We start from the raw sequence: 23,974 nt of genomic DNA on the forward strand, positions 1-23,974 counted from the left end.
AGTAAGGTTTAGAGCTCAAGGTCGAACGCGATGTGGCGTATGGGCGTTAGTTTTGGGTCGGCGGTGAAAATGGAGTGTAAAGCCATAGCATCCTGCGGACTCATGATCATGTCTGGCGGCTTGCGATGGCAGGATGTCGCCGCGCTAAGACAAGCAGTGGATAAAGCAAAATGAAGCTGCCAAAAACCTTGATGCCTATGAGCATCCAGCTTGGCCTGAGAACGGGCTTGCCTGTGATGCCCCACGCTCCCCCGCCTGGATAGAGCGATTCCCAACTGGAGCTGCCAACCTCGACATCTCCAGGCTTCGGAGGACTCCACAGCGGGGAGACCGGAGGATAGATGTCGTAGGTCGTATGATCGCCACCGGATGCGCTGGTCTTTGTGGAATCACCAAACCAATAGGGCGCGGAAACCACCCAATCCGTCCTAATGGCCTTCCACAGCAGGAGGACAGTCAACAGGCCAAGGGCTAAGCTGCGTCGCTTCAAAGTAGTTATCCGGGTTAGTCAGCGAACCGGCATGGCCGCCGACATTCTACGCCGTCACGCAAAACGTCCCGTGCTGCTGCCGAAGGAGTCGGTCTCCACGCCCATCTTCTGGGCGATATCGACGAAGAGATTGCACAGCGGCACTTTGTTGATGCCCTGGTTGGCCACCTGGCGGAACTCGCCGTGCTTATAACCACCACCGGCGAGAATGATGGGCAGGTCAGAGTTCTTGTGCGAATTACCATCGCCCATGCCGCTGCCAAAGATCGCGGTCGTGGAGTCGAGCAGCGAGCGCTCGCCATCGCTGATCTTGGAGAGACGGGTGATGAATTTGCCGAAGTGCTCGATCTGATACTTCTCCAGCGTGATGAGGCTGGCAACGGACTCGGGGTCGTTGCCGTGGTGCGAGAGACCATGCCAGTCTTTCTTGATGCCAAGATGCTGCGGCATGAAGTCGCCGCCGATTTCCAGCGTGGCGATGCGTGTGCTGTCCGTCTGCAGAGCCAGCGCGATCAGCTCATACAGCAGCGGCAGATCCTCCACGGCGTTGTGATTGGCCGGCTTCTCAAAAGGAGCCTTCGGTTTTGGCTGGGTGGTCCAGCGCTCGCGCAGTTCCAGACGCTTCTCCACATCACGGACAGAGGTGAGGTACTCATCGAGCTTGCTCTTGTCCTCGTAGTTCACCATCTTGGAGAGGCGGTTTGCCTCATCGAGCACGGAGTCGAGGATGGAAGCCTGGACCTTGTTTTCCTGCACGCGGCGGGCCTGGCGCTCCTTGGAGTCGCTGGTGAAAAGCTTGTCGAAGAGTTCGGCGGGATTCGTCACCGGTGGCACACGCACGCCGGACTTTGTCCAGGCGATCTGGCAGCCACCATGGATGCCACCTTCGGAGCCGACGGTGAGAGACGGGAAGCGAGTTTCAAAACCCACGGCATCCGCCAGATACTGGTCGATCGTGACATTGCCATCCGCGCGGTTCTGCGCCTCGGAGTTCAGCACGCCGGAAAGGAAGGAATGCACCGCGAAGTGGCCGCCCTTCACGCCGTGGTCCAGGCCACGGAAAACGGTCATCTGGCTGCGATTGTCCCAGATCGGCTCGAGGAGCGCGGTCTTCTCATAGTTCTTACCAACCGTAGTGGGGAAAAGCTGCTTCGTCTGGTAGCCGAGGAGGTTCCCGACCGCCACGAAACGGCGGGCTCCCATGCCTGCGCCCTTCCCTGCCCCAATGGCGGAGTTTCCACCCACGGTCTTGGCCATGAGGGAGGGCAGTCCTGGCAGTGCCAGCGAGGCACCGAGAGATTGAAGGAAGAAACGACGGTTCATGGGGGGTAGCCGATTAGTACGCAAAAAAGCCGGATTTATTGCAGCAGAGAGCCGGCCAAAAGAGGCCTTGCGCCCACCGCCATAACTGTTCATTTGAATTGAACACTACCCCAACCACTGCTTCACCTCACTTCTTCCGCCAGATCTTCACATCATCCACCACCACATTGCGCGGCACGGAGAGACGGAGCGTGCGCTTGGTCGGATGGGCGATGCCGGGAGAGCTAAAGCTGCCGACCAGCTGGCCGTCAATCGTGGCAGAGAGGGTGTCACCCGAGACTTTCACGATGAGGTCATGCCATTTACCGACCTCCAGCTCATGCGGGAAAGATTTACTTTTGTCCTTCATCGCCGCCTGCTGCTCAGCGGTGAGCTTCTGCTTTGCCTTGCGGGCCTCGCTGATGTCCAGCCGCATGCCACCGGTCTTCAGGTCTGAAAGCTGCACTGCCTTCGTGCTGATCCTGGCGACGAAGAGATGCCCGGCGTGGACTTCCTTGAAGTCCAGGTCGGCGAAATCCAGACCGAGGCTGTCCTGCCCATCTTCCAGCATGAAGCGCAGGCCCACCGCGCCATCGGTGAACTCAGCCGGGTGTGTCACGGAGACGGCGTGATTGGCTTCCTTGTGAATGAAAATGCGCATTGTGCCATCCTTCAGGTCCACCTGCTTGTTGCCCTTCGCCCGGGTCTTGCTGTTGGTGCCCCAGCCGCTGCCAGGCTCATCCGTGGTCTCCTGGGACTCGTTGCGGTCAAAGTGGTCCTGGAAGATCAATTCGCCGAGGTCATCGGCAGCCATGATCGACGAGAAAACCAAAGCGGAGAGAAGAAGCGAAAGGCGTTTCATGAGGCAGTGCGGTTGGGGTGGACGGGTATAGACGGCGTGCATGAACGCGGAGAAGGCTTCTGCCTTTCGCCCTTCATCCGGTGCATTCGGAATAGCTCGAAGTGCTCAGTCACTGCAATGCGCCCACCGGCCCCGCGTTAATGCGTCGTCACACGTTTGCTCATCGTCTCCACCATGAAAACATGCCTCACCCTCGCCTTGGTCCTCGCGGCAGCCTTTGGTTTCGCGCAGGAGAAGCCCGGCAAGAACGACCGCCTGATATCCAAGGATAGCAACAAGGACGGCAAGCTCTCGAAGGAAGAGCTGGGTGAGCAGTTCTGGCAGCGTGCCGCAGGCCAGGATGCGAATGGTGATGGCCTGCTCGATGCCCAGGAGATCGCAGCCCTGCAAAGCAAGGCGCGTGGCAAGGGCACTCCGCAGGCCCGGCCCGGTGGTGCCAATGCCGCCTTTACCGTGCGCGAGTTCAAAGGCAGCAACGGCCACACCATTCGTTATAGTTTGTTTGTCCCTGAAAAGTCCGAAACGCCTTTACCGCTGGTGCTTTGCCTGCATGGAGCCGGAGGCAACACGACGGCGGCGAATGTGCTCGCAGCCCCGGAGATGCAGCAGAAGCATGCATGCATCGTCATGGCCCCGGCTTGCGATGGCAAAAGCACGCGCTGGGTGGCCAGCACCTTCCGCTACTCAGATGCGCGGCCCGTGATGCCTGAGCTGATGGAGGCGCTGGAGGCAGTGATCACTGAGACGAAAGCGGACCGCACGCGCCTCTACATCACCGGCCAGTCCATGGGTGGCATCGGGTCGTGGGGTATCATCGCCAGTCATGCGGACAAATTTGCCGCGGCCGTGCCAGTGTGTGGCATCTGGGAACCCAGTGATGCACCGAAAATGAATGGCGTGCCCATCTGGGCCTTCCACGGTGCCGATGACAAGACCGTGCCCGTCTCTGGCTCGCGTGACATGATCGCCGCGCTCAAGAAGGCGGAAGTGAAGCCGGAGCCCAAGTACACGGAGTTCCCCGGTGTCGGTCATGGAAGCTGGGAACCTGCTTATCAAACAGCCGAGCTGTGGGAATGGTTGTTCGTTCAAAAGAAGATCAAACCCTGAACCTCGCCCACCTAACCATTGATGAAATATTTTATTCTCTTTCTCTGCGCGCTTGGCACTGCACTCTTCGCGGCCAAACCGAACCTTGTGGTGTTGCTGGCGGATGACCACAGCGCAGCGGACATGAGTGTGTATGGGGCGAATGACATCCCGACCCCGCATCTGGACCGCATGGCGGCGGCGGGCATGGTGTTTGAGAAAGCCTTTGTGAACAGCCCGAGCTGCGCGCCGAGTCGTGCGGCGCTTTTCACCGGCCAGTATCCGGCACGAAATGGGGCTGAATCGAATCATGCAAAGCCGCATGCGGACATCAAACGACTGCCGGCCTATCTCAAAGAGCTCGGGTATGAAGTGGTGAGCTTTGGCAAGGTCAGTCACTATGCGCATGTCACGGACCAGGGCTTTGATCGCGCGGAGAATTTTGGTTATCACGACCACAAAGGCGTGGCCGCAGCAGCGGAGTTTCTGGCCACGAGGAAGAGCGACAAACCGCTCGCTCTTTTCTTCGGCACCAACTGGCCGCATGTGCCTCTGCCGGAGCCTGAAAACGTGGATCCGGCGAAGGTGAGCATCCAGCCCATGCACATCGACACACCGGAGTTTCGCCGGTATCGCGCGCGCTACATCAATGCGGTGCTGAAGATGGATGAGGAGATCGGCGCGGTCTATGAGGCCGCGCTGAAGCAGCTCGGCACCGAGAACACCTTTTACCTGCAGACCTCTGATCACGGCGCGCAGTTGCCCTTCGGCAAATGGAACCTCTACGATGAGGGCACACGCGTGCCGCTCATCGTGCAGTGGCAGGGTCACGTGGCCGCAGGCACTCGCACGCAGGCTTTGGTGCAGTGGATCGACATTCTACCCACGCTCGTCGAGGTCGGTGGAGGCACGGCACCGCAGGACGTGGATGGCCGCTCCCTCCTGCCTGTGCTTGAGGGCAAGAGCATGACGCATCGTGATGCCATCTTCACCACGCATAGCAACGATGGTGAGATGAATGTGTATCCCAGCCGTTCCATGCGCACCTCACGCTGGAAATACATCCTCAACCTGCATCCGGAGTATCGTTTCACCAGTCACATTGATCGTTCGGGCAAGGAGGACAGCCTGGCCTATATCCGCTCCTGGGAGGAGCGCGCGAAAACGGATGAGAAGGCGGCGAAGATCGTGAATCGCTATCGTCAGCGTCCTGCCGAGGAACTCTATGATCTCGACGCGGATCCTTTTGAGCTGAACAATCTGGCCGCCGAGCCTCAACAGGAGAGCCAGCTTCAAAGCATGCGCCAAAGTCTGGAAGACTGGATGAAATCCACCGGCGATACCCGCCAGAGCTTCGCCAAGCCGCTGCTGCTCACGGATGAATTCACCCTGCTTGGCGATAAAGCGAAGGGTAAAGGCAAGAAGAAGTGATGCGCCACCCGAACAAAAAGTAGGATAGACCGATCCAACTGACGACGTGATGCCAGCATGAGCGATCTCACCCGCAGACAGGCCGTCAAACTCGGCATCGGCAGCCTCGCGGCCCTGGGCACGAGCCACGCGAAGCCCGCCCCTGCCACACGCTCGTTTTTGACGTCTGCGGCTGACTTTGAAGATGTATCGCGAGGCAATCCAAAGCCGCACACCCTGACCGGAGATGCGCTGGTCCGTGCAGGTCTCACGCCAGAGACCTGGAAGCTCGAGATCCAGGCGGATGAAGCCACCAACGCCATCGTGACGCAGAAGGCGCAGATCGGGAAAGCGGTCACGCTCGACTACCCTGCCCTGCTGGAACTCGGCAAGAAGCATCGCGTCATGTTTCTCAAGGCCATGCAGTGCCTGAACATCGCCACACCGCTTGGCCAGGGCTTGTGGGAGGGAGTGCCGCTGCGGGATGTGCTGCGACTCTGTGGAGACATGACAAATGTGCGGCGCATCTACTTCTGGGGCTTTCACAATGAGGATCCGAAGCAGCGCTTTCAGTCCTCGCTGAGCTACACCCAGGTCATGGAGACAGCTCCGGGCGAGCTGCCTGTGTTCCTGGCTTACAAGCTCAATGGCGAGCCGATCAGCCTGGAGCGCGGCGGCCCAGTGAGGATGGTGGTTCCCTGGGCGCATGGGTTCAAATCCATCAAGTGGCTGCAGCAGATCCGGCTAACCAACGATTATCAAACCAACGACACCTACGCGGAGAAGAACAACGATCCCGAATCGCATCTGAAAACCGCCGCCTATCTGGATGATGTGGCGGTCAGTGGCAAGGATGCACGGGTGAGTGGTCTGGCCATCAGCGGGCTTTCGGGCTTGTCCCATGTCGAGACCTGGTTGCGGCCGGCAGGACCTGAGCTGGCCGATAATGATCCCGCTTGGGCCGCTGCCGAATGGAAGCGCAGCGAGCTGGATCAACCGCCCGACTGGCGGAGCGTGCTGCCCGCAGGTGTGAGCCCGCGTGACATCCTGGGCTTTGACCGCAGCAGCGGCAAACCTCTATCCTGGCCACTGCGCTACAGCATGGTCGGTTTCTCCACCACGCTGAGCGGATTGAGACCCGGCAAGTATGAGGTGCGGGCACGCACAGTGGACCTGAATGGCTTTGCGCAGCCGGAGCCGCGCTCGATTCAGAAAAGCGGGAAGAATGGGATTCAGGTGCGCCGATTCGAAGTGAAGTGACTTGAAGAACGGCCTTCGAGTGGCGTTGAATGCTGCTCCATGAAGTTTTCCCTTCTCTTTGCATTTACCCTCATCAGCAGTCCGCTCATGGCCGAGAAAGTCGGCCCCTGGGATCTCGATGCGCTCAAGAGCACCGTGCCCAGCATGAAGTGGGTGCAGCAAACGCAGCCTGTGCATTCGCTGACCTATGCGGGAGAGAAATACAAAGGGCATGATACCGAGGTCTTTGCCTTTTATGCCTCGCCCATCACCCTGGGTGAGGCGAAGCCTGGCACGAAGTTCCCTGGTGTGGTGTTGATTCATGGCGGCGGCGGCACGGCCTTTGTGGAGTGGGCGCATCTGTGGGCGAAGCGCGGTTATGCGGCGATTGCCATGGATCTGGGCGGCATGCGTCCGCCTGATCCGGTTTATGACGAAAAGACCAAGGCCCCGGTCGGTCACCAATCCGATGCCAAATTTCGCACGCCTCTGCCGAATGCTGGACCTGGGCAAGGTGCTGGCGAGAAATTTGATTCTATCGGTGGGGACACCAGCGATGACTGGCCATTCCATGCAGCCGCGGGTGTGATTCGAGCGCATAATTTGTTGCGCAGTTTTCCCGAGGTGGATCCGGATCATACCGCCGTCACGGGCATCAGCTGGGGTGGTTACACGACCTGTCTTGTGGCGTCATTGGATGATCGATTCAAAGCCGCCGTGCCCGTCTATGGCTGCGGCTTCCTGCATGAGGGTGAGTCCGTGCAGAAGCCAAGCATCGACAAGCTCGGTGACCGCAAGGCGGAATGGGTGAAGGAGTATGATCCGGGCAGTCTGCTGCCACGCTGCCGTGTGCCGATCTTCTTTGTGAACGGCACGAACGATGTGCACTATGTGCTCGACAGCTACATGAAGTCCTTCAACGTCGTCCCTGGCGAGAAGCAGATGCGCATCGAGGTGAACATGCCCCACGGTCATCCGCCCGGCTGGGCACCCAAGGAGATCGGGCTGTTTATCGACTCCAAGTGCCGTGACGGCGCGCCTCTGCCTTTTCCTGGCGAGCCTGCGATCAAGGGTGACTCCATCAAGCTGAGCTGCCAAGCCACCACGACCCTCAAGAAGGCCGAGCTACACTACACCACGGACACAGGCCTGCGCTCCAAACGTGCATGGAAATCACTTCCAGCCACCATCCATGCCAACACCGTCACCGCACCCATACCGCCTGCGGAGGCGAACACGTGGTACATCAGCATCACGGATGAGCGTGATGCCATGGTGACCACGGAGGTGTTTCTCCGATAAACGAAGCTCAACGCTTGATGCGTGAAACGATCACTTCGTCCGTCTTGCGGTCGATGGAGTAAAGCATGCCTTCCTCGCTACGATCCCAGGCGAATGCCTGACCGTGAGCGCTGATGGGGATGGCGGCGGTCCAGGTGATGGATACTTCCTTTCCTGGCACCTCCAGCACATAGAGTTCCTGCGCGTCGTGCCCGGTGATGAAGAGATTATTTCCCGGGCCAAAGCTGCCGCCTGAGCTGCTGTTCTTGCCAAACTGGGCGATGAGATCCGGTGGAAAGCTCCAGGCCTGCTGCTTCTGCCAGTGAGCATCAAAGCTCACCACGCGTGTGTCCGCTGGATTGCCCGTCTTCGCATACTGCGCGAAGCAGGCGAACCACGCGCCATCGCGCTGGTCCACCCAGGTTAGCGAGCCACCGACCTTCGTGACGTCAATGGTTTTGAGGTGCTGCATCGACTTCGTGTCCCAGACCTCCACGCTGCTCTCCATGGGCACGGTGGGGAAGTTGGAATGCGCGCAGTAGAGCTTGCCGTTCAGCACAACGCCTGCGTTCAAGTGCTTGATGCGGCCGTCCTTGGCATCCTGCCAGCCGCCCACGCGCTCGCCATTGTCCTTTCGGTATTTGCCGATGGCTTCGTTCGTGATGGCATAGAAGAACTCGCCATCCACAGCCACGCCTTGATGAGCCTCCTTGATCTTGAAACGGCGCAGCTCTTCATGCTTCCAACCGCCTGAGGTCTTGGTATGTTTGGGAGTTTTGTGCTCTTCCTCCTTCGGTGCGGCTTCAGGCTTCTTTCTGCCTTTCAAGAGTTGTTGCACGCGCTCCTGTTCCTTTTTCAAAGCAGCCTCGGGAACGGGCATTGGTGTGAGGTTTTCGCTGACAAGCTTTTCGTCCGCCGGGATCTTCCGCCAGCGCAAGTTTCGGAACCACACATCAGCCCCATGATCCTGGAGCGAGATGTTCGCGCCGCGCTTGGACAGATCCGCCCCACGAACACGCAGCAGCTCAATCTCGGTTTTGTAGCGTGGGTCGGTGTAATCAAAATCAATCACCTTCTCGCCATTCAGCCAGTGCTGGATGACGGTGCCTTTGCAGACGATGCGGCCTTCGTTCCACTCACCGAAGGGTTTGACCACATCTTTGGTTGGGGCCACGCCGAAGAACAGCGAGGCGGCGCTCTGCCGTGGATTCTCGCCGTAGGGACTGTTGGCGTTGTCGAGCAGTTGATACTCATACTGGCCGGGGCGGTAATACACACCGCTGTTGCAGCCCTTGGCCACCTTCCAGTCAAAGCGCAGCTCGAAGTCATCCGGCATTTTTGCTTTCGAGTACACCAGCGATCCGCCCTTCTTCACGCGGGCGATCTCGCCATTCACGACCTCCCAGTTCCCACCATTCTTCCAGCCATCGAGCGTCTTGCCATCAAAGATGGATTCAAAGCCGGGCTCAACAGCCGGGGCTGCCATGGAGACACAAAATAGGCAGGAGAGAAGCGTGTTTCGGAGGTTGGTTGGAAACCAGGTCATGGTTTTCAAAACGCTCCGGCACGGATCAATCCTGCCTTTGAAATGAGCAAGCGGCTCAACAGATCTCAGTTCGCCTTCTTCACAGTCCAGTACAGCGAGGCGCTGTGGCTGGTGACGCCGTACGGCACGCCGCGGAAGTAGCCCGGAAGCTCTTCCGAATAGCGGGCGATGGCGAGGAGATAGGCGCCGGGCTTGGAGATGTCTGGAGCGCGGACGATGCCTTCAGCATCGGTCTTCAGTTTCTCATCACTCACCGTCGGGGAGAAGAACAGCATGTCGGCGTTTGGCAGAGGCTTGCCGCGGAAGTACACTCGGGCTTCACCTGGCTTCGCGGTCGGCACCACGTCCATGGTCAGCGCAGGTTTGCCTTCAGCCCAGCCTTCAGGGATGAAGCGGGTGTAGAAGAGAGGCGCACGGGCGGGCTTGTCCTTGTGCAACTGGCGCACGGTGAACTGGGCCTGGGCAAAGACGGTCTGGCCTGCGGCGGGCTTGCCGAGGAAGAAGTGGTCGTGCTTCTTGGCGACCTCGAACGACACCGGCTCATTCTTTTCATCGAGCACCCAGCCGGAGACTTCGATAAAGGCATCGAGGTTGCCCGGGGAGACCTCATACTCGTCTCCCCACTGGGCGAAGCGGACCCCGACGCCAGCATTGTCTGGCAGGGCCTCGATCCACAGGGAGTGGGCCGAAGCGGTGATGGAGGTGGTGGCAAGAAGGGCCAGGGCTAGGAAGGTGCGTTTCATGAGATGATTGAAGTTCAGATGTGGCAGCTCGCGATGTGATCCCATCTCTCCTCTAAGCTGTGTGAGCAGCCCCTTGGCGAGGCGGGGTCAGACCAGGGCAGTGGCGGCGAAGGGCCAAACTCATACACATAACGAATGCCGGGCTCATGCGGTCGTTTGTCAGAAACTGTCGGTGCCTTGCGGCGGGGATTTTTCCCTGGCCATCTGGCCAGCCGAACCTTGAGTCACCCCTTTTCCATGCTGCCGATTGATTGATTCACTCAACATGATGAAACGTCCTCATCGTTTGCAACAATCGGCTCCGAGTATGCCTTTATGTGAGCCCGCCTCCCGTTTTCCCAGCCACAACATGCCCCTGCCCCAACTGCGCAAAGTCCTCGGTATCGAACTCATCGAGGTCAGCCGCACTGAAAAGATCGTCGCCACCCTGGGTGGCGGTCTCGCCATCCTGGTACTGTTCTTTTCGACCCTCGCCATCGCACCTTTTCATGGCTCCGTTACCGTGGCCGTCGTGGCTTCCATGGGTGCCAGTGCGGTGCTGCTTTATGCGGTTCCGCATGGTCCGCTCTCACAGCCCTGGCCGGTCATCGGCGGACATACCATCTCCGCGTTGATCGGTGTGGCCTGTGCCCAGTGGATTTCGAATCCACTGCTCGCCGCAGCCTGCGCCGTGGGCCTGGCCATTGGAGCCATGCATCAGTTCAAATGCATTCATCCGCCAGGAGGTGCCACGGCCTTCACGGCGGTCATGGGTGGCGCGGCGATCCGTGATCTCGGCTTCTCGTTCGTGTTGTTCCCGGTGCTGTCCAATGCCATCGGCATGGTGCTGCTGGCGGTGCTCATCAACAGTTTCTTCCACTGGCGCCGCTATCCCGCCATCCTCAGCCGTTCGCCCGTCCATGTGCCAACCAAGGATGATCCCACGCATGAGGAAGTGATCGCCGCGATTCGCTCCATCGACACCTTTGTGGACATCAGCGAGGAGGACCTTTTGCGTCTGGTGGACGTTCTTTCTCATCATGGAGTGAGTCCCAAAACGTCCATGGCTCCCGTCAAAGTCCGAACATGAAAACCTGCCCACCGCCCGGCACCTATCGCTACGCCACGGATCGCGTGGAAGGCGAAGGGCTGCGCATCGGTGTCACCCGGCATGTGCCGCGTGGTGTGAGCAAGGGAGACTGGAAGAAGCGTGGTTACTTTGATCTCTGGCTGCCGCTGCTCTCGCCCTCAGCGGAGCTTCTGAAGTCGTATCGCGACGAGAAGATCATCTGGTCAGTGTTTGCACGCCGCTATCGCGCGGAGATGAAGCGGCCGGAATGCCGGCAGGTGATTGATCTGCTGGCCACTTTTTCTCTGACCATACCCTTTAGCATCGGCTGCTTCTGCGAGGATGAATCCCACTGCCATCGCTCCCTTCTCCTGCCGATGATTCTGGCCAGCCGGGAGTCTCTGACGCCATCATCAAAGTTCACCACCGCCGCCTTCGCCAGCCCACCATGCTATCTGGCGGAACTGGGAGGCGTGATGGACGACTTAGCTCACTAGGTCACTTCACCTTGCCACCTTCAATGTTAGGCAGGAAGACGGTGAGCAGGCCGATCAGCGGCAGGTAGGCGCAGCCGTGGAAGACAGCGACGATGCCGGTGTGATCCGCGATCTTGCCCAGCACGGCGGCACCGATGCCGGCAATGCCAAAGGCAATACCGAAGAACAGACCCGCGACGAGGCCGACCTTTCCAGGCATCAACTCCTGCGCATACACCAGGATGGCTGAGAAGGCCGAGGCCAGGATCAGACCGATGACGATGGTCAGCGCCACCGTGGTGACGAGGTTCGCATGCGGCAGCCACAGTGTGAAAGGTGCCACACCCAGGATGGAAGCCCAGATCACGCGCTTGCGGCCAATGCGGTCTCCGATGGGTCCGCCCAGGATCGTCCCTGCGGCGACTGCGAAGAGGAAGGCGAACAGATAGAGCTGTGATGCCTGCACGGAGACGCCGAAGCGCTCGATGAGATAGAAGGTGTAGTAACTCGTCAGGCTAACCAAATACACGTACTTGGAGAAGGTCAGCGCGATGAGGATGACCAGCGAGATAACAACCGTCCGGCGCGGCAGCTCGACTCCTGCGTGTGCCGCCGTCTTGCGCTTCTGGATCAGGTGCAGGTTCTTCCACTGCCAGGCGCCCACGTGCCAGAGCACGAACATTCCCATGGCGGCCAGCAGCGAAAACCACGCGACCTGGCCCTGCCCATGCGGAACGATCATGATCGCGGCCAGCAAGGGGCCCAGCGAGCTTCCCGCATTACCGCCGACTTGAAACAGCGACTGCGCGAAGCCGCGACGACGTCCCGCCGCCATGTGAGCGATGCGCGAAGCTTCCGGATGGAAGATGGCCGAGCCCATGCCCACCATCGCGGCCGAGAACATGATGGTCGTAAATGAATGCGCTTGGGAGAGCAGCAGCAGTCCCACCAGCGTGAGGCCCATGCCGATGGCCAGAGAATACGGCATCGGCTTCTTGTCCGTGACCCAGCCGACGATAGGCTGCAGCAGCGAGGCCGTGCACTGAAAGGCAAAGGTGATCAGTCCGAGCTGGGTGAAGCTCAGCCCCTGGTTCTCTTTGAACAAAGGATACAAAGATGGAATGAGCGCCTGGATGGTGTCATTCAGCATGTGCGAGAAACTGATCATGAACAAAACCGCGAAAGCGGTCTGCTCGACAGGTGGGTTGGGTGCCGGGGTGATCTCCTCGGCCAGGGCTGTTTTCATGGTCCGACCTTGGTCCATGCAGGGCTCCCATCTCTCAAATCCGATGGGTGGCACTAACCGCACTTTGAATGGTATTTTTCTCGGATTTGCTGTCTGAACTCCGCAGGCGTGACTTCCATCGAACGCCTGAAGAAGCGTGAGAAATAAGAGGGATCCTGGAACCCGAGATGATAGCCGACCTCGGAAACACTCAGGTCGGAATGCGAGAGCAGTCGCTTGGCATCCAGCAGTCTCCGCAAGCGTATGATTTCGCCCGCAGCCTGGCCAGATTGCTCGCGCACGACATCATGCAGATGATTCGTGGTGACACCGAGCAGCTTCGCGTAGTCGCCCACGCTTTGCATCTCACGAAAGCGCTGCTCCACCGCGAGATGAAACTGCCGCATCAACTGCACCGCGCGCGAGGCTTCCTTCGGCGGGTTCACCTTTTGCAAAGAGCCGGTTCGACCGCACCAGCAGGATATGCAACAGCGCACGCAGGATCTCATCCGCGCCAGGCTGCGCCGCATCAAACTCCCGCTGCAGCTCCGCGAAGGTTTCAATGATGCGGAAAGGATCCTTCGGCGGAATGCTCAACCAGGGACGAACCTCGGCGGGAAAGAAAAAGGGAAACTCAAACAGCAGGCTCGGTGGCGCGGAGTGATGATCAAAGAACGCCTGGGTGAAGGACACCGTGGTGCCGCGCATGCCCCGCTGGGGCAGAGCTGTGTGAACCTGCCCAGGACTGAGGAAGACAACGGTGGAACCTTCAGCCGTGAACTCCACGAAGTCATGCATCACCTGCGCCCTGCCCTGAAGCAGGAAGACCTGGAAGAACTCATGGTAGTGCGGCTTCAGACGCTGCGGATCCACCACGACCGAATGCATGAACGGCACCACGCCGACTCCCTGCTGGCGAAGCTCCGCAGATCCGGCCTTGGTCATGCCAAATTGAGGGATCGTGCCGCGGTTCATCACAGCACGTTGCCAGGGTGCGCAGGCTCGTCAACCGGCGGCAGAGTCCTGATTGATCCGTGATGGCATCAGCCGATTGGCTGCGTATGACTGCCTCCCCCCAATGCTGTTGTCTGTTTCGCCACGCTCCCTCATTTCATCTCTCGCCCTCGTCTCCTCCGCTGCCATCGGCGCTGCGGTGGATGCGGTGAACCAGGCCATGGACAAGGACTTGCTGCCCCTGATCGAGCAGCGCTGCATGGACTGCCATGATGGCGAGATGAAGAAGGGCGACATCGATTTCGAGTTCCTGCGCAAGCCTGGCGAGGCGCGGCATGACATCCGTCTTTGGGGCAAGGTGCGCGAGCAGATCCGCGCCGGCACCATGCCGCCGAAAGCCAAGCAGCCACTCGAACAGGCCCAACGAGATGTATTTCTGCGCTGGATCCAGAGCAATGAGCAAGCTGTGCTGGAGATGAATGAGTCCCGCCCCGGGCTGGCACGCTCACGCCGAATGAACCGAGAGGAGTATAACAATACATTGCGTGACTTGCTCGGCATCTCCAAGAAGCCCGGGGACAAGTTTCCAGCGGATGGTGCGGGTGGTGAAGGCTTTGCCAATAATGCGGACACGCTGAGCCTCTCGCCGTTGCTCATTGAGAAGTATCTCGAAGCCGCGGATGAGGCCATCACCGAAGTTCGTGAGCGGGGTGATCTATGGGCACGCCTGCTGGCACCGGTGACTAGTGACAAGCTGGCACCTGACGTGGGCGCGGAGCTGGCGCTGCGTCCGTATCTAGCGAGGGCGTATCGGCGCACACCTGCGGAAGCGGATGTGCAGGCACTTTTGAATGTGTTTCGCGATGCGTGGAAGCGCAAGCCGAACTGGGACGAGGCCATGAAGGTCATGTTCAAGGCTTCGCTGGTCTCACCGAAATTTTTGTTCATCGAAGAGCAGGCCCGTGCGCATGCCAAGGAACCGCGCAGGCTGGATTCGCACGAGATGGCATCACGCCTGTCCTACCTTCTCTGGTCTTCCATGCCGGATGATGAGCTGTTGAAGCTCGCCAATGAAAACAAGCTGCAGGACGATGCTGTGCTGGAGGCGCAGGTGCGGCGCATGCTCGCGCATGAGAAGGCTCTGGCCTTCACCAAGAACTTCGCCGGTCAGTGGCTGCGCTTTGAAGAGGTCTTCAACACCGTGGACCCGGACCGCCGCAAGTTCCCCGACTTCAACGGCGACCTGCGCCAGGCGATGTATGACGAGATTTTTAGTTTTTCCGATCACCTTCTGCGACGCAATGGCCGCGTGCTCGACTTCCTCGACAGTGACTACAGCTTCCTCAATGAGCAGCTCGCGAAGGTGTATGAAGTCCCTGATGTGAAGGGCAAGGAGATGCGCCTGGTGAAGTTTAACAACCCACGGCGCGGCGGCATCACCAGCATGGCGGCCATTTTGGCCAGCACCTCCTATCCGCAGCGCACGAGTCCCGTGCTGCGCGGCAAATGGATCCTGGAGCAGTTGCTCGGCACGCCGCCGCCCCCGCCACCACCGAATGTGGGCCAGCTCCCCGAAGATGACCGCACGCTGAAGGAGACCACGCTGCGCAAGAGGCTGGAAGCACACCGCGACAAGCCTGCCTGCGCTGGCTGCCACGTCCGGCTGGATCCGCCGGGCTTCGCTTTGGAAAACTTTGATCCGATCGGTAAATGGCGGGACACGGAGAATGGCAAGCCTCTGGATGCGACTGGCACCATGCCGGGAGGAAAGAACTTCGCCACGCCTGCGGAGTTCCGTCGCTTGTTGATGGAAGACAAGAATCTCTTCGTCCGCTCCTTCTGCACCCGTCTCCTGGGCTATGCCACGGGGCGCACGGTCGAGCTGCATGATCAACCCACCCTGCTGCGCCTGGAGAAAACCCTGCGCGACAGCGACTACCACAGTGAGCCGCTTATCATCGCCATCGTGAAGAGCGCGCCCTTCAGGTCTCGCCTTTGAGAATCGGGCAAAGTGCCACCATCGTGCAGGTTGCTTTTCGGGGGAAAAGAGTCAGTTTGACCTTCCCCTAAAACCTCTTCATGCGTCTGGCACTTCTCATTTCTTTTGGCTGGTCATTGACCGCGCTCATCAGCGCTGCGCAGGAAGCCCCTGCGACCCCGGCCGTGCCGGACCTGGAAGTGCGCAAGGCTATCGTCTCGCCCGCCGCGCCAGCTCCGACAAGTGCTCCAGCCACCGCAGTTGCACCAGCGCCAGCCTCTGCTCCGGCGACAACTCCGGCACCGCCTGCGCCTGCATCTGCTTCCGCTCCCACAACTACACCAGCGCCTGCTGCGCCAGTTGTCACACCCGCTCCAGCCCAGGCTCCCATGACAGTTCCAGCTCCAGGTGCTGCTGCGACTGATCCTGAGGATGAGCCCAAGGATGGAGAGACCGTGGTCAAAGCCGTGGCTGTGCCGGAAATGATGCCACTGGTCCCGCCGACCGCGCCGCCGGTGCAACCCAAAGAGGGCAAGATTGTCTTCACCCGCTGTGAGCTCCAGCCGCCAGCCATCGCGCTGACCTTTGACGACGGGCCGCATCCGGACTTCACGCCAAAGCTGCTGGACATCCTGAAAAAGGAAAACATCAAGGTGACCTTCTTCCTCGTGGGCCGCTGCGTGAACGCCTATCCAAATGTAGTGAAACGCATGGTGGATGAAGGCCATGAAATCGCCAGTCATAGCTGGTCGCATCCGCTGCTGACTTCATTGGGTGACCAGAGCCTCGACTCCCAGATGCAACGCACGCATGACGCCATCATCAAGGCCTGCGGCGTCACTCCGACTCTGTATCGTCCGCCTTATGGCGCGACTCGCATTAGCCAGCGCAAATTCATCCACGATAAGTTCGGCTATCTCGCCATCTTGTGGGACGTGGATCCTCTCGACTGGCAGCACCCTCGCACGTCCAAGAAGGTTCATGATCGTGTGCTGGAGCAGACCCGCATCGGCTCCATCATTCTCTGCCATGACATTCATGAAACCACGGTGGATGCGATGCCCACGACGATCGCAGATTTGAAGGCCCGTGGTTTCCAGTTTCTCACGGTGAGCCAGCTCCTGGATCTGGAGAAGCAGGCCCCTGCCCTTCCGAACTCTCCTAAACTGCCACCGCAAGCTATTGCCGCGATGGCCGCCGCAGCAGCGCCAGCGACTCCTGCTGCGCCACCGCAGCCAGTTCCACCGCCGAAGCCTGCACCGAAGCCGATGGACACGAGCAAGCCTCTGTCTCTGGAAGCTCCGGGGGAGATCAAACTGTAAGCGTGGGATGACTCTGCGGGCATGTTTCCGCAGATTTTTGGAGATTTTCTTCGGCTCTTCACCTTGGCTAAAGGTTGGCCGGGCATTCTGCGGGCGGGATCGGGCCACCGACCCGCCTTTTTATGAAGCCCATGCATCTCCTGAGCCTGCCTGCACTGGCCACAGCGCTGCTGCTTACTTCCTGCACCTGGACCAAGCGCCCGCAAAGCGAGGTCGCCGTGCCCAACTCATGGCAGCAGAAGAGCGGATCCTCCGCAGTGTCGCTGGACACAGCGCGCCTCGCGCAATGGTGGACGCGCTTCAACGATCCGGTGCTAAACCGAATCATCGCAGATGCGCTGCAGTCCAGCCCTGATGTGCGCACGACCCTGGCGCGCATTGATGAAGCACGCGCACGCAAGGGCGTGGCGCGCTCCGCTCTATTTCCCACACTTTCCGGCGATGTCTCCGGCCAGGGTGCCTACACTGACAACCGGCAGACTGGCTTGACCAAGACAGATAGCTACAGCAGCGCTCTCAGCTTGAGCTGGGAGATCGACCTCTTCGGCAAGCTCCGCCAGAGCGTGCGTGCGAGTTCTGCTGATCTCGCACAAGCTGAAGAGAACTTCTATGGAGCGCAGGTGACGCTGGCCGCTTCTGTGGCAGAGAGCTACATCGATCTCCGTGCCGCGGAAGCCCAGCTCGCGGTGTATGAGCGCAATGTCGCCACGCGCAGTGACACGGTGCAGATCACCCGCTGGAAGCAGCAGGCCGGTGAAGGCAACGGCTTCGAAACACAGCAGGCTGCGAGCACTTTGGAGCAGGCACGTGCCACCATCCCGACGCTCAAGCTCTCCATCACCCAGACGAAGAACCGGCTGGCCCTGCTGTCTGGCAAGACACCTGGCGCGCTGGACTCATTGTTAGGCAAAGCACGCAGTGTGCCCCGCCCGCCATCCACCCTGGCTATCGGCATCCCTGCGGACACCCTGCGTCAGCGGCCCGATGTGCGCGCTGCTGAGCGTGGTGTGGAAGCTGCCGCTGCCCGAACCAAATCTGCGGAACGCGAGCAGCTTCCCAGCTTGAAACTGAATGGTGACCTGGGCACCACAGCTTCACGGGCCGCTGCCTTCCTTTCGCCTGAGACAGCGGCCGCGAGTGTGCTCGGAAGCCTTTCCGCGCCGATCTTCAATGCGGGCCGCATCAAGCAAACCATCCTCATTCAAAGCGCTCAGGAAAAACAGGCGCTCATCAGCTATGAATCCACGGTGCTCACCGCTTTGTCCGAGGTGGAGAATGCGCTCGCTGCGGTTCGCCGCACGCAGGAGCGCTTAAACACGCTGGATGGTGCGGTGACCTCGGCACGTGAGGCCGCGAAGCTGGCATCACAAAGCTTTGAAGCGGGCCAGGCCGATCTGCTGCAGGTGCTGGATACACAACGCACGCTGCTCAGCCTGGAGGAGCAGCAGACACTCACGCTCGGCGACAACGCGACCGCGCATGTGCAGCTTTATCGCTCACTCGGCGGCGGCTGGTCCAAGAACGGCTGATTCACCTTTGACCTCCCTTTTCCATGGACAAGCTTTCATCCCCTTCCCCCGCTGAGCTCAGCAAGATCATCAGTGCCAATAAATCAAGCTCCGGCTCTCGCTGGATCATCTGGCTCCTGGTGATCGGCGCTCTTGCGGGAACTGGCTACTATGCCTGGAGCAAGTCGCACGAGACTGAGATCGCTCCCTTCACCTACACCACTGAGCCCGTGAAGCGTGGCGAAATCAAGCTCACCGTGACCGCCACGGGCAATCTGGAGCCCACCACGGAGGTCACCATTGGCAGCATGCTCTCGGGCAATGCGGGCGAGGTGTACGTGGACATCAATGACCGTGTAAAGAAGGGCCAGGAGCTGGCGAAGATCATCATTCGTCGTCTTGATCAAGATACCGACAACAGCCGCGCGGCGCTGAATGCGGCGCAGGCGAAGGTGAAGCAGGTGGAAGCCACCGTGATCGAGAGTGAAGCCGCGCTGGAGCGCCAGCAGGAGCTGCACAAACTCAGCGGTGGCAGGACACCCTCCAAAGCGGATATGGTCACAGCCACTGCGGCTGCCGCACGTGCCAAGGCAGACCTCGGCAGCGCGCAGGCAGCGGTGGAGCAGGCGAAGGCTTCCCTAGAGGCCAACATGAGTGATCAAGAGCGTGCGGTGCTGCGCTCCCCGATTGATGGCGTGGTGCTGAAGCGCAGCCTGGAGCCGGGACAAACCGTGGCCGCGAGCTTTAACTCGCCCGAGCTTTTTGTGATCGCCGAAAACCTGGAGCACATGAAGCTCAAGGTCGCCGTGGCGGAAGCGGACATCGGACGTGTGGCCGCCGAGCAAAAGGCCAGCTTCACGGTGGATGCATGGCCTGACCGGTCCTACTCGGCGAAGGTGACTCGCGTTTCTTTTGGCTCGGCCATCACGGACAATGTGGTCACCTATGAGACGGAGCTGGAAGTGGCCAATCCCGATCTCAGCCTGCGTCCCGGCATGACCGCCACGGCAGACATTCATGTGGCCGAGGGTCATGATGTGCTGCTGGTGCCTGTTTCTGCTTTGCGCTTCGATCCCCATGCGGCGTCTGAAGCTCCACGCGGAGGTCCTCCTGGCGGAGCTGGAGGTGAGAAGAAGTCTTTTGTGCAAAGCCTCATGCCAGGCCCGCCGCGCCGTGGTGGCAGCGGCGGCCCGCGTGGTGATGCGGCCGATCATGACAAGGGCAGCGACAAAGCCAAGTCCGGCCGGTCCCAAGTCTGGATCCTGCGCAACGGGCAACCTGTGGCCATGCCAGTGAAGCTGGGCATCTCGGATGGTCGCCTCACTGAGGTGACTGGAGAGGGGCTGAGTGAAGGCACGCCTGTCATTGTTCGGGCCAGCAGTAACACACCCAAGTCATGAGCGCCGAAGCTGACCCATCACTGATCACGCTGCACGAGCTCACCAAAACGTATGGGCACGGTGATGCTGCTTTCCAGGCTCTGCGCGGCGTGGATCTCACCATCAACAAGGGTGAGTTCGTGGCGGTGATGGGGCCCAGCGGCTCTGGCAAGTCCACGCTGATGAATGTGCTGGGCTGCCTGGACACGCCGACCTCCGGTCACTATCTCTACCAAGGCGTGCCTGTGGAGACTCTGAATGCCGAGCAGCGATCACTGCTGCGTCGTCATGCGCTGGGGTTCATTTTCCAAGGCTTCAACCTACTGGCGCGCACCAGTGCGCTGGAGAATGTGGAGCTGCCCCTGCTCTACCGTGGCATCTCCAAAAAGGAACGGCGTGAGCGCGCAGAAGAGGCACTGGTTTCCGTGGGCCTGCCTACCAAAATGCGTAACACGCCGGCGGAACTGTCTGGTGGTCAGCAGCAGCGCGTGGCCATCGCGCGGGCGGTGGTGACGCAGCCGAGCACCTTGTTTGCGGATGAGCCGACGGGCAATCTCGACACCAGCACCACGGCGGAGATCATGGAGCTGCTGACACGGCTTAATCAAGACCGTGGCATCACCGTCGTCATGGTCACCCATGAGGATGAAGTGGCTGCGTATGCCCGCCGCACAGTGAGGGTCAAGGACGGGCTGATTGAATTCGACCGTCTCCACCACGAACCTGCCCCTCTCCAACCATGAACATGCTTTGGAATGCCTTCTTCATCGCGCTGAGGGAGATCCGCCGGAATCTCACGCGCGCTTTCCTCACCGTGCTGGGCATCATCATTGGCGTGGCGGCGGTCATCACCATGGTCACGCTAGGTCAGGGCACCACGCAGGCGGTGAAAAACCAGATCTCCAACCTCGGCACGAACCTCATGACGTTGCGCCCAGGCGTGGGCTTCGGCCCGCGTAGTGCCGGCACACCGAACTTCACTCAAGGTGATGCTGACGCCGTTCGGGAGCAGATCAGCGGCATCGCCGCCGTGGCACCGCTAATGTCCGCCAGCCTCAGCAGCATCCATCTGCAAAACGCGCGCAGCACGCAGATCACCGGCACGACGCCAGAGTACTTCATGATCAGCAAGTGGTCCATCGGTGAAGGTCGCTTTTTCAACGAACAGGATTACCGCACAGGTGCTGCGGTGTGTGTCATTGGCACCACAGCAAAAAAGGAGCTGTTTGGCAATGAAGAGGCGCTGGGGCAGAAGATCCGCCTCGGCAAGGCCTCGTGCACCATCATTGGCATTCTTGTGTCCAAGGGCCAGTCCTTTGGCGGTGACCAGGATGACACCATCGTGGTGCCGCTGACCACACTGCAGCGGCGGCTGGTGGGCAAGACATCTGCCCATGACGTGCGTGAGATCATGATCTCTGCGGAGGATGGGGCGGACACGGATGTGATCATTGATGACATCAACGTGCTGATGCGCCAGCGGCGCTCCCTGGGAAAGAATGAGGCTGACAACTTCTCCGTGCGTGACACACGCCAGCTCGCCGAGACACTGAGCTCCTCCACGAAGATGATGACCAGTCTGCTGGCCGCCGTGGCTGGAGTGAGCCTGCTGGTCGGTGGCATCGGCATCATGAACATCATGCTGGTGTCCGTGACGGAGCGCACGCGTGAGATCGGCATTCGTCTTGCCATCGGCGCGCGCTCGCGAGAGGTGCTGCTGCAGTTCCTGGTGGAGGCAGTCACGCTGTCCTCAATCGGGGGTGTCATCGGCATCGCGATCGCGTTGGGGCTGTGTGTTGGCCTGGCCGGCCTGATCCAGGTGCCGTTTCAATTTGATGCGCGCATCAACATCATCGCCTTCTTCTTTTCCACCGCGGTGGGTGTGATCTTCGGCTTCGCCCCGGCACGGCGCGCCGCGAGGCTTGATCCCATCGAGGCCCTGCGCCACGAATAACGTCCTCCCATCATGAGAATCCTCGTCATCGAAGATGATCCGCATCTGCTGCGCAGCCTGGCTGCCACTCTGCGCGAGGAGAACTATGCCGTGGACACCGCGGAAGATGGTGAGGACGGCCTGTACAAGGCCAAGGAAGGTGACTACGACGCCATCGTTCTGGATGTGATGCTGCCACGCATGAACGGCTGGGAGGTGCTGACCAGGCTGCGCCCTGCGCGCAAGACACCTGTGCTCATGCTCACAGCGCGGGACACGGTGCCAGACCGCATCAAAGGTCTGGATGCAGGCGCCGATGACTATCTGACCAAGCCTTTTGATATTGATGAACTTTTGGCTAGGCTGCGCGCGCTCATCCGTCGGGCTGCGGGACAAACCCATACTGTGCTGGAGATCAGCGGACTCAAGCTCGACACGGCCGCCCGCACGGTGACAAACGCGGATGGCGAGATCGCGCTCACTGCGCGTGAATATGCGCTGCTGGAGTACCTGGCGCTGCATCGTGGTGAAGTGGTGAGCCGCACCACTCTCTACGAGCATCTCTTCGATGAAGAGGACAGCACGCTCTCCAATCTGCTGGATGTGCATGTCTCGAACCTGCGCAAGAAACTGGGCGCGGATGTCATCACCACACGCCGGGGGCACGGCTACAGCATCGCATGAAGAACTTCCTTCAATCTCTCCGCTGGCGATTGCAGATCTGGCATGGGTTGCTGCTGCTCGTGGTGGTGGTGGGCTTCACGCTGCCGACCTTTCATTTCGCCCGTGAGAGCCAGACACAGCGCATTGATCGTGATCTCGGTCGCATGGAGCGCGGGCTCATCCGCTCGCTGATGGATGTGATGCAAGGGTTTCAGACGGACCCGAGCAAGCCTGACTACCGCCAGGACCGGCCGTTCATGCAGTTCTCCGAGTTCTCGCAGCGCATCACAACTCAACCGGTGCAGGTGCCGCCCACCACGGCGGCCCAGTTCCATGGCCGTGAGCCGGGTTACGCCTACTTCAGCATCCGCGACAAGGACGACAAGATCATCCTCCAGTCCGAGAACGCGCCGGAGGACATGCGCTTCCTGCCCATCCCGGCCAGTGATTTTACCGAGGAGGCACGCAGCATCGGAAACCGGCGTGAGACAGCGCGCTCGAACTCGCATGGCCTGAAGGTGGTGGTGGGGCGTGACATCACACCGGACCTTCAGGAGATGCATGGAATGGCCACACTGCATGTGCTGATTGGGCTCGGTGTGTGGCTCTTTGGTCTCATCGGAGGCTGGTGGCTGTCCGGCAGAGCCATCCGGCCTATCCGCACCATCAGTGAAACGGCCACACGCATTGCGGAAGGCAATCTCGAGGAGCGCATCAACATTACCGAGACGGATAGCGAGCTCGGCCAGCTCAGCCAGGTGCTGAACCAGACCTTTGAGCGTCTGCACGATGCCTTTGAGCGGCAGCGCCAGTTTACCGCCGATGCCTCGCATGAACTGCGCACACCTGTCACCATCCTCATTTCCGAAACTCAGCGCCTCCTGAAGCGCGAGCGCACCGCAGAAGAATATCGTGAGGCGTTGCAGACCTGTGGTGAGACGGCCCAGCGCATGCGCCGACTGATTGAGTCACTGCTGCTGCTGGCACGTCAGGATGGCCAGACGAGAAAAGAGCCTAACAGCGTTTGTGACGTCTCAGATTGTCTGCGGGATGTTGTCAGCCACTTGAAGCCTTTGGCGGATGAACGGCATCGGCAACTGGAGGCAAAGCTTGGCCCGGCTCCTTGCAAGGCCAATGCTGAGGCCATCTCCATACTCGCCACGAATCTCATCAGCAATGGGCTGCAGCATGGCGGGAACGTCACTGTGACGAGTTGCGCGGACGGAGGCGAGGCGGTCTTCACCGTGAGTGATGATGGCCCGGGCATTGCCGAAGCGGATCAGCCGCACATTTTTGAGCGCTTTTACCGGGCCGATCAGGCGCGCACGGGCAGTTCCGGACACTCCGGGCTGGGGCTGGCGATTACGAAGGCGATTGTGGACAACCATGGCGGCAGCATCCGTGTGATCAGCAAGGATGGTCAGGGGACCTCCTTTGAGGTGCGTTTGCCTGCGTAAAGGCTGGGGACCTGCACGCTTTCAAATTCCGCAAGCATTTGGGCTGAAATGGCGTAGTTTAGGCTCCCCTCA

General features: G+C 60.0%; 21 protein-coding genes. 14 read left to right on the forward strand and 7 right to left on the reverse strand.

What is annotated here, in order from left to right; all coding sequences use genetic code 11:
• Positions 1–544 precede the first annotated feature (544 nt).
• Together BGE01nite_RS12060 and BGE01nite_RS12065 are read right to left on the reverse strand one after the other, a co-directional pair.
• Positions 545–1,813, reverse strand: coding sequence for a DUF1552 domain-containing protein (locus BGE01nite_RS12060; RefSeq protein ID WP_146850717.1), 1,269 nt, complete (start codon positions 1,811–1,813; stop codon positions 545–547).
• A gap of 127 nt (positions 1,814–1,940) precedes the next feature.
• Positions 1,941–2,654: a LamG domain-containing protein gene (locus BGE01nite_RS12065; RefSeq protein WP_218032973.1), complete on the reverse strand. Its 714-nt coding sequence runs from the start codon at positions 2,652–2,654 to the stop codon at positions 1,941–1,943.
• Between the two features lie 174 nt (positions 2,655–2,828).
• Here BGE01nite_RS12065 and BGE01nite_RS12070 point away from each other — a divergent pair, with 174 nt between their 5' ends.
• The 4 genes from BGE01nite_RS12070 to BGE01nite_RS12085 are packed head-to-tail and all read left to right on the forward strand — an operon-like array spanning position 2,829 to position 7,691.
• The gene (locus tag BGE01nite_RS12070) at positions 2,829–3,761 is read left to right on the forward strand and encodes a prolyl oligopeptidase family serine peptidase (RefSeq protein ID WP_146850718.1); all 933 of its coding nucleotides are present in this window, start codon (positions 2,829–2,831) and stop codon (positions 3,759–3,761) included.
• Between the two features lie 21 nt (positions 3,762–3,782).
• Positions 3,783–5,171, forward strand: a complete 1,389-nt coding sequence (locus tag BGE01nite_RS12075; protein ID WP_146850719.1) for a sulfatase family protein — start codon at positions 3,783–3,785, stop codon at positions 5,169–5,171.
• Between the two features lie 57 nt (positions 5,172–5,228).
• Positions 5,229–6,410 carry a molybdopterin-dependent oxidoreductase gene (locus BGE01nite_RS12080; protein WP_146850720.1) on the forward strand — a complete coding sequence of 394 codons (1,182 nt, stop codon included), beginning with the start codon at positions 5,229–5,231 and terminating at the stop codon, positions 6,408–6,410.
• A 39-nt stretch (positions 6,411–6,449) separates the two neighbouring features.
• Positions 6,450–7,691 carry a PhoPQ-activated protein PqaA family protein gene (locus tag BGE01nite_RS12085; protein ID WP_146850721.1) on the forward strand — a complete coding sequence of 414 codons (1,242 nt, stop codon included), beginning with the start codon at positions 6,450–6,452 and terminating at the stop codon, positions 7,689–7,691.
• 7 nt (positions 7,692–7,698) lie between these two features.
• Here the strand turns inward: BGE01nite_RS12085 and BGE01nite_RS12090 are convergent, their stop codons facing one another.
• Both BGE01nite_RS12090 and BGE01nite_RS12095 read right to left on the reverse strand, forming a co-directional pair.
• Entirely contained in the window at positions 7,699–9,156 is a 1,458-nt protein-coding gene (locus tag BGE01nite_RS12090) for a 3-keto-disaccharide hydrolase (RefSeq protein WP_218032974.1), read from the reverse strand.
• A 125-nt stretch (positions 9,157–9,281) separates the two neighbouring features.
• Positions 9,282–9,959, reverse strand: a complete 678-nt coding sequence (locus tag BGE01nite_RS12095) for a DUF4198 domain-containing protein (RefSeq protein ID WP_146850723.1) — start codon at positions 9,957–9,959, stop codon at positions 9,282–9,284.
• A gap of 349 nt (positions 9,960–10,308) precedes the next feature.
• Here BGE01nite_RS12095 and BGE01nite_RS12100 point away from each other — a divergent pair, with 349 nt between their 5' ends.
• Both BGE01nite_RS12100 and BGE01nite_RS12105 read left to right on the forward strand, forming a co-directional pair.
• The gene (locus BGE01nite_RS12100) at positions 10,309–11,028 is read left to right on the forward strand and encodes an HPP family protein (RefSeq protein ID WP_146850724.1); all 720 of its coding nucleotides are present in this window, start codon (positions 10,309–10,311) and stop codon (positions 11,026–11,028) included.
• Complete coding sequence (locus BGE01nite_RS12105) at positions 11,025–11,504, forward strand: DUF488 domain-containing protein (RefSeq protein ID WP_146850725.1); 480 nt, start codon at positions 11,025–11,027, stop codon at positions 11,502–11,504. The genes BGE01nite_RS12100 and BGE01nite_RS12105 overlap by 4 nt, the downstream gene beginning before the upstream one ends.
• A 1-nt stretch (position 11,505) precedes the next feature.
• Here the strand turns inward: BGE01nite_RS12105 and BGE01nite_RS12110 are convergent, their stop codons facing one another.
• From BGE01nite_RS12110 to BGE01nite_RS12120, 3 genes are read right to left on the reverse strand one after another with little or no spacing between them, the layout of a single operon-like run.
• Positions 11,506–12,729, reverse strand: a complete 1,224-nt coding sequence (locus BGE01nite_RS12110; protein ID WP_146850726.1) for an MFS transporter — start codon at positions 12,727–12,729, stop codon at positions 11,506–11,508.
• Between the two features lie 53 nt (positions 12,730–12,782).
• Positions 12,783–13,115 carry a helix-turn-helix domain-containing protein gene (locus BGE01nite_RS12115; RefSeq protein WP_218032975.1) on the reverse strand — a complete coding sequence of 111 codons (333 nt, stop codon included), beginning with the start codon at positions 13,113–13,115 and terminating at the stop codon, positions 12,783–12,785.
• Positions 13,075–13,653 carry an AraC family ligand binding domain-containing protein gene (locus BGE01nite_RS12120; protein WP_146850727.1) on the reverse strand — a complete coding sequence of 193 codons (579 nt, stop codon included), beginning with the start codon at positions 13,651–13,653 and terminating at the stop codon, positions 13,075–13,077. Before BGE01nite_RS12120 ends, BGE01nite_RS12115 begins: the two co-directional genes overlap by 41 nt.
• Positions 13,654–13,786: 133 nt before the next feature.
• On the opposite strand from BGE01nite_RS12120, the gene BGE01nite_RS12125 reads away from it, so the two are divergent.
• The 8 genes from BGE01nite_RS12125 to BGE01nite_RS12160 all read left to right on the forward strand — a co-directional run bounded on the left by BGE01nite_RS12125 (position 13,787) and on the right by BGE01nite_RS12160 (position 23,902).
• On the forward strand, positions 13,787–15,661 hold the full coding sequence (locus BGE01nite_RS12125) for a DUF1592 domain-containing protein (RefSeq protein ID WP_146850728.1): 1,875 nt from the start codon (positions 13,787–13,789) through the stop codon (positions 15,659–15,661).
• An 80-nt stretch (positions 15,662–15,741) separates the two neighbouring features.
• Entirely contained in the window at positions 15,742–16,962 is a 1,221-nt protein-coding gene (locus BGE01nite_RS12130; RefSeq protein ID WP_146850729.1) for a polysaccharide deacetylase family protein, read from the forward strand.
• Between the two features lie 131 nt (positions 16,963–17,093).
• Positions 17,094–18,491 (forward strand): efflux transporter outer membrane subunit, encoded by a 1,398-nt coding sequence (locus tag BGE01nite_RS12135; RefSeq protein WP_146850730.1) that lies wholly within the window; start codon positions 17,094–17,096, stop codon positions 18,489–18,491.
• A 23-nt stretch (positions 18,492–18,514) separates the two neighbouring features.
• On the forward strand, positions 18,515–19,870 hold the full coding sequence (locus BGE01nite_RS12140) for an efflux RND transporter periplasmic adaptor subunit (protein WP_146850731.1): 1,356 nt from the start codon (positions 18,515–18,517) through the stop codon (positions 19,868–19,870).
• Positions 19,867–20,592: an ABC transporter ATP-binding protein gene (locus tag BGE01nite_RS12145; RefSeq protein ID WP_146850732.1), complete on the forward strand. Its 726-nt coding sequence runs from the start codon at positions 19,867–19,869 to the stop codon at positions 20,590–20,592. The genes BGE01nite_RS12140 and BGE01nite_RS12145 overlap by 4 nt, the downstream gene beginning before the upstream one ends.
• A 2-nt stretch (positions 20,593–20,594) precedes the next feature.
• The gene (locus tag BGE01nite_RS12150; RefSeq protein WP_146850815.1) at positions 20,595–21,803 is read left to right on the forward strand and encodes an ABC transporter permease; all 1,209 of its coding nucleotides are present in this window, start codon (positions 20,595–20,597) and stop codon (positions 21,801–21,803) included.
• Between the two features lie 12 nt (positions 21,804–21,815).
• A complete protein-coding gene (locus BGE01nite_RS12155; protein WP_146850733.1) occupies positions 21,816–22,466 on the forward strand; it encodes a response regulator transcription factor in 651 nt (216 codons plus the stop codon).
• Positions 22,463–23,902 (forward strand): sensor histidine kinase, encoded by a 1,440-nt coding sequence (locus BGE01nite_RS12160; RefSeq protein WP_146850734.1) that lies wholly within the window; start codon positions 22,463–22,465, stop codon positions 23,900–23,902. The genes BGE01nite_RS12155 and BGE01nite_RS12160 overlap by 4 nt, the downstream gene beginning before the upstream one ends.
• Positions 23,903–23,974 lie beyond the last annotated feature (72 nt).

The sequence above is a fragment of the Prosthecobacter gellanilyticus genome (genome assembly GCF_007992435.1).
GTDB classification, from domain to species: Bacteria; Verrucomicrobiota; Verrucomicrobiia; order Verrucomicrobiales; family Verrucomicrobiaceae; genus Prosthecobacter; species Prosthecobacter gellanilyticus.

Excerpts from the sequence above, each read along its gene's own strand:
- BGE01nite_RS12060 (WP_146850717.1), bottom strand. The coding sequence starts at position 1,813 with ATGAACCGTCGTTTCTTCCTTCAATCTCTCGGTGCCTCGCTGGCACTG.
- BGE01nite_RS12065 (WP_218032973.1), bottom strand. The coding sequence starts at position 2,654 with ATGAAACGCCTTTCGCTTCTTCTCTCCGCTTTGGTTTTCTCGTCGATC.
- BGE01nite_RS12070 (WP_146850718.1), top strand. The coding sequence starts at position 2,829 with ATGAAAACATGCCTCACCCTCGCCTTGGTCCTCGCGGCAGCCTTTGGT.
- BGE01nite_RS12075 (WP_146850719.1), top strand. The coding sequence starts at position 3,783 with ATGAAATATTTTATTCTCTTTCTCTGCGCGCTTGGCACTGCACTCTTC.
- BGE01nite_RS12080 (WP_146850720.1), top strand. The coding sequence starts at position 5,229 with ATGAGCGATCTCACCCGCAGACAGGCCGTCAAACTCGGCATCGGCAGC.
- BGE01nite_RS12085 (WP_146850721.1), top strand. The coding sequence starts at position 6,450 with ATGAAGTTTTCCCTTCTCTTTGCATTTACCCTCATCAGCAGTCCGCTC.
- BGE01nite_RS12090 (WP_218032974.1), bottom strand. The coding sequence starts at position 9,156 with ATGGCAGCCCCGGCTGTTGAGCCCGGCTTTGAATCCATCTTTGATGGC.
- BGE01nite_RS12095 (WP_146850723.1), bottom strand. The coding sequence starts at position 9,959 with ATGAAACGCACCTTCCTAGCCCTGGCCCTTCTTGCCACCACCTCCATC.
- BGE01nite_RS12100 (WP_146850724.1), top strand. The coding sequence starts at position 10,309 with ATGCCCCTGCCCCAACTGCGCAAAGTCCTCGGTATCGAACTCATCGAG.
- BGE01nite_RS12105 (WP_146850725.1), top strand. The coding sequence starts at position 11,025 with ATGAAAACCTGCCCACCGCCCGGCACCTATCGCTACGCCACGGATCGC.
- BGE01nite_RS12110 (WP_146850726.1), bottom strand. The coding sequence starts at position 12,729 with ATGAAAACAGCCCTGGCCGAGGAGATCACCCCGGCACCCAACCCACCT.
- BGE01nite_RS12115 (WP_218032975.1), bottom strand. The coding sequence starts at position 13,115 with ATGCGGCAGTTTCATCTCGCGGTGGAGCAGCGCTTTCGTGAGATGCAA.
- BGE01nite_RS12120 (WP_146850727.1), bottom strand. The coding sequence starts at position 13,653 with ATGACCAAGGCCGGATCTGCGGAGCTTCGCCAGCAGGGAGTCGGCGTG.
- BGE01nite_RS12125 (WP_146850728.1), top strand. The coding sequence starts at position 13,787 with ATGCTGTTGTCTGTTTCGCCACGCTCCCTCATTTCATCTCTCGCCCTC.
- BGE01nite_RS12130 (WP_146850729.1), top strand. The coding sequence starts at position 15,742 with ATGCGTCTGGCACTTCTCATTTCTTTTGGCTGGTCATTGACCGCGCTC.
- BGE01nite_RS12135 (WP_146850730.1), top strand. The coding sequence starts at position 17,094 with ATGCATCTCCTGAGCCTGCCTGCACTGGCCACAGCGCTGCTGCTTACT.
- BGE01nite_RS12140 (WP_146850731.1), top strand. The coding sequence starts at position 18,515 with ATGGACAAGCTTTCATCCCCTTCCCCCGCTGAGCTCAGCAAGATCATC.
- BGE01nite_RS12145 (WP_146850732.1), top strand. The coding sequence starts at position 19,867 with ATGAGCGCCGAAGCTGACCCATCACTGATCACGCTGCACGAGCTCACC.
- BGE01nite_RS12150 (WP_146850815.1), top strand. The coding sequence starts at position 20,595 with ATGCTTTGGAATGCCTTCTTCATCGCGCTGAGGGAGATCCGCCGGAAT.
- BGE01nite_RS12155 (WP_146850733.1), top strand. The coding sequence starts at position 21,816 with ATGAGAATCCTCGTCATCGAAGATGATCCGCATCTGCTGCGCAGCCTG.
- BGE01nite_RS12160 (WP_146850734.1), top strand. The coding sequence starts at position 22,463 with ATGAAGAACTTCCTTCAATCTCTCCGCTGGCGATTGCAGATCTGGCAT.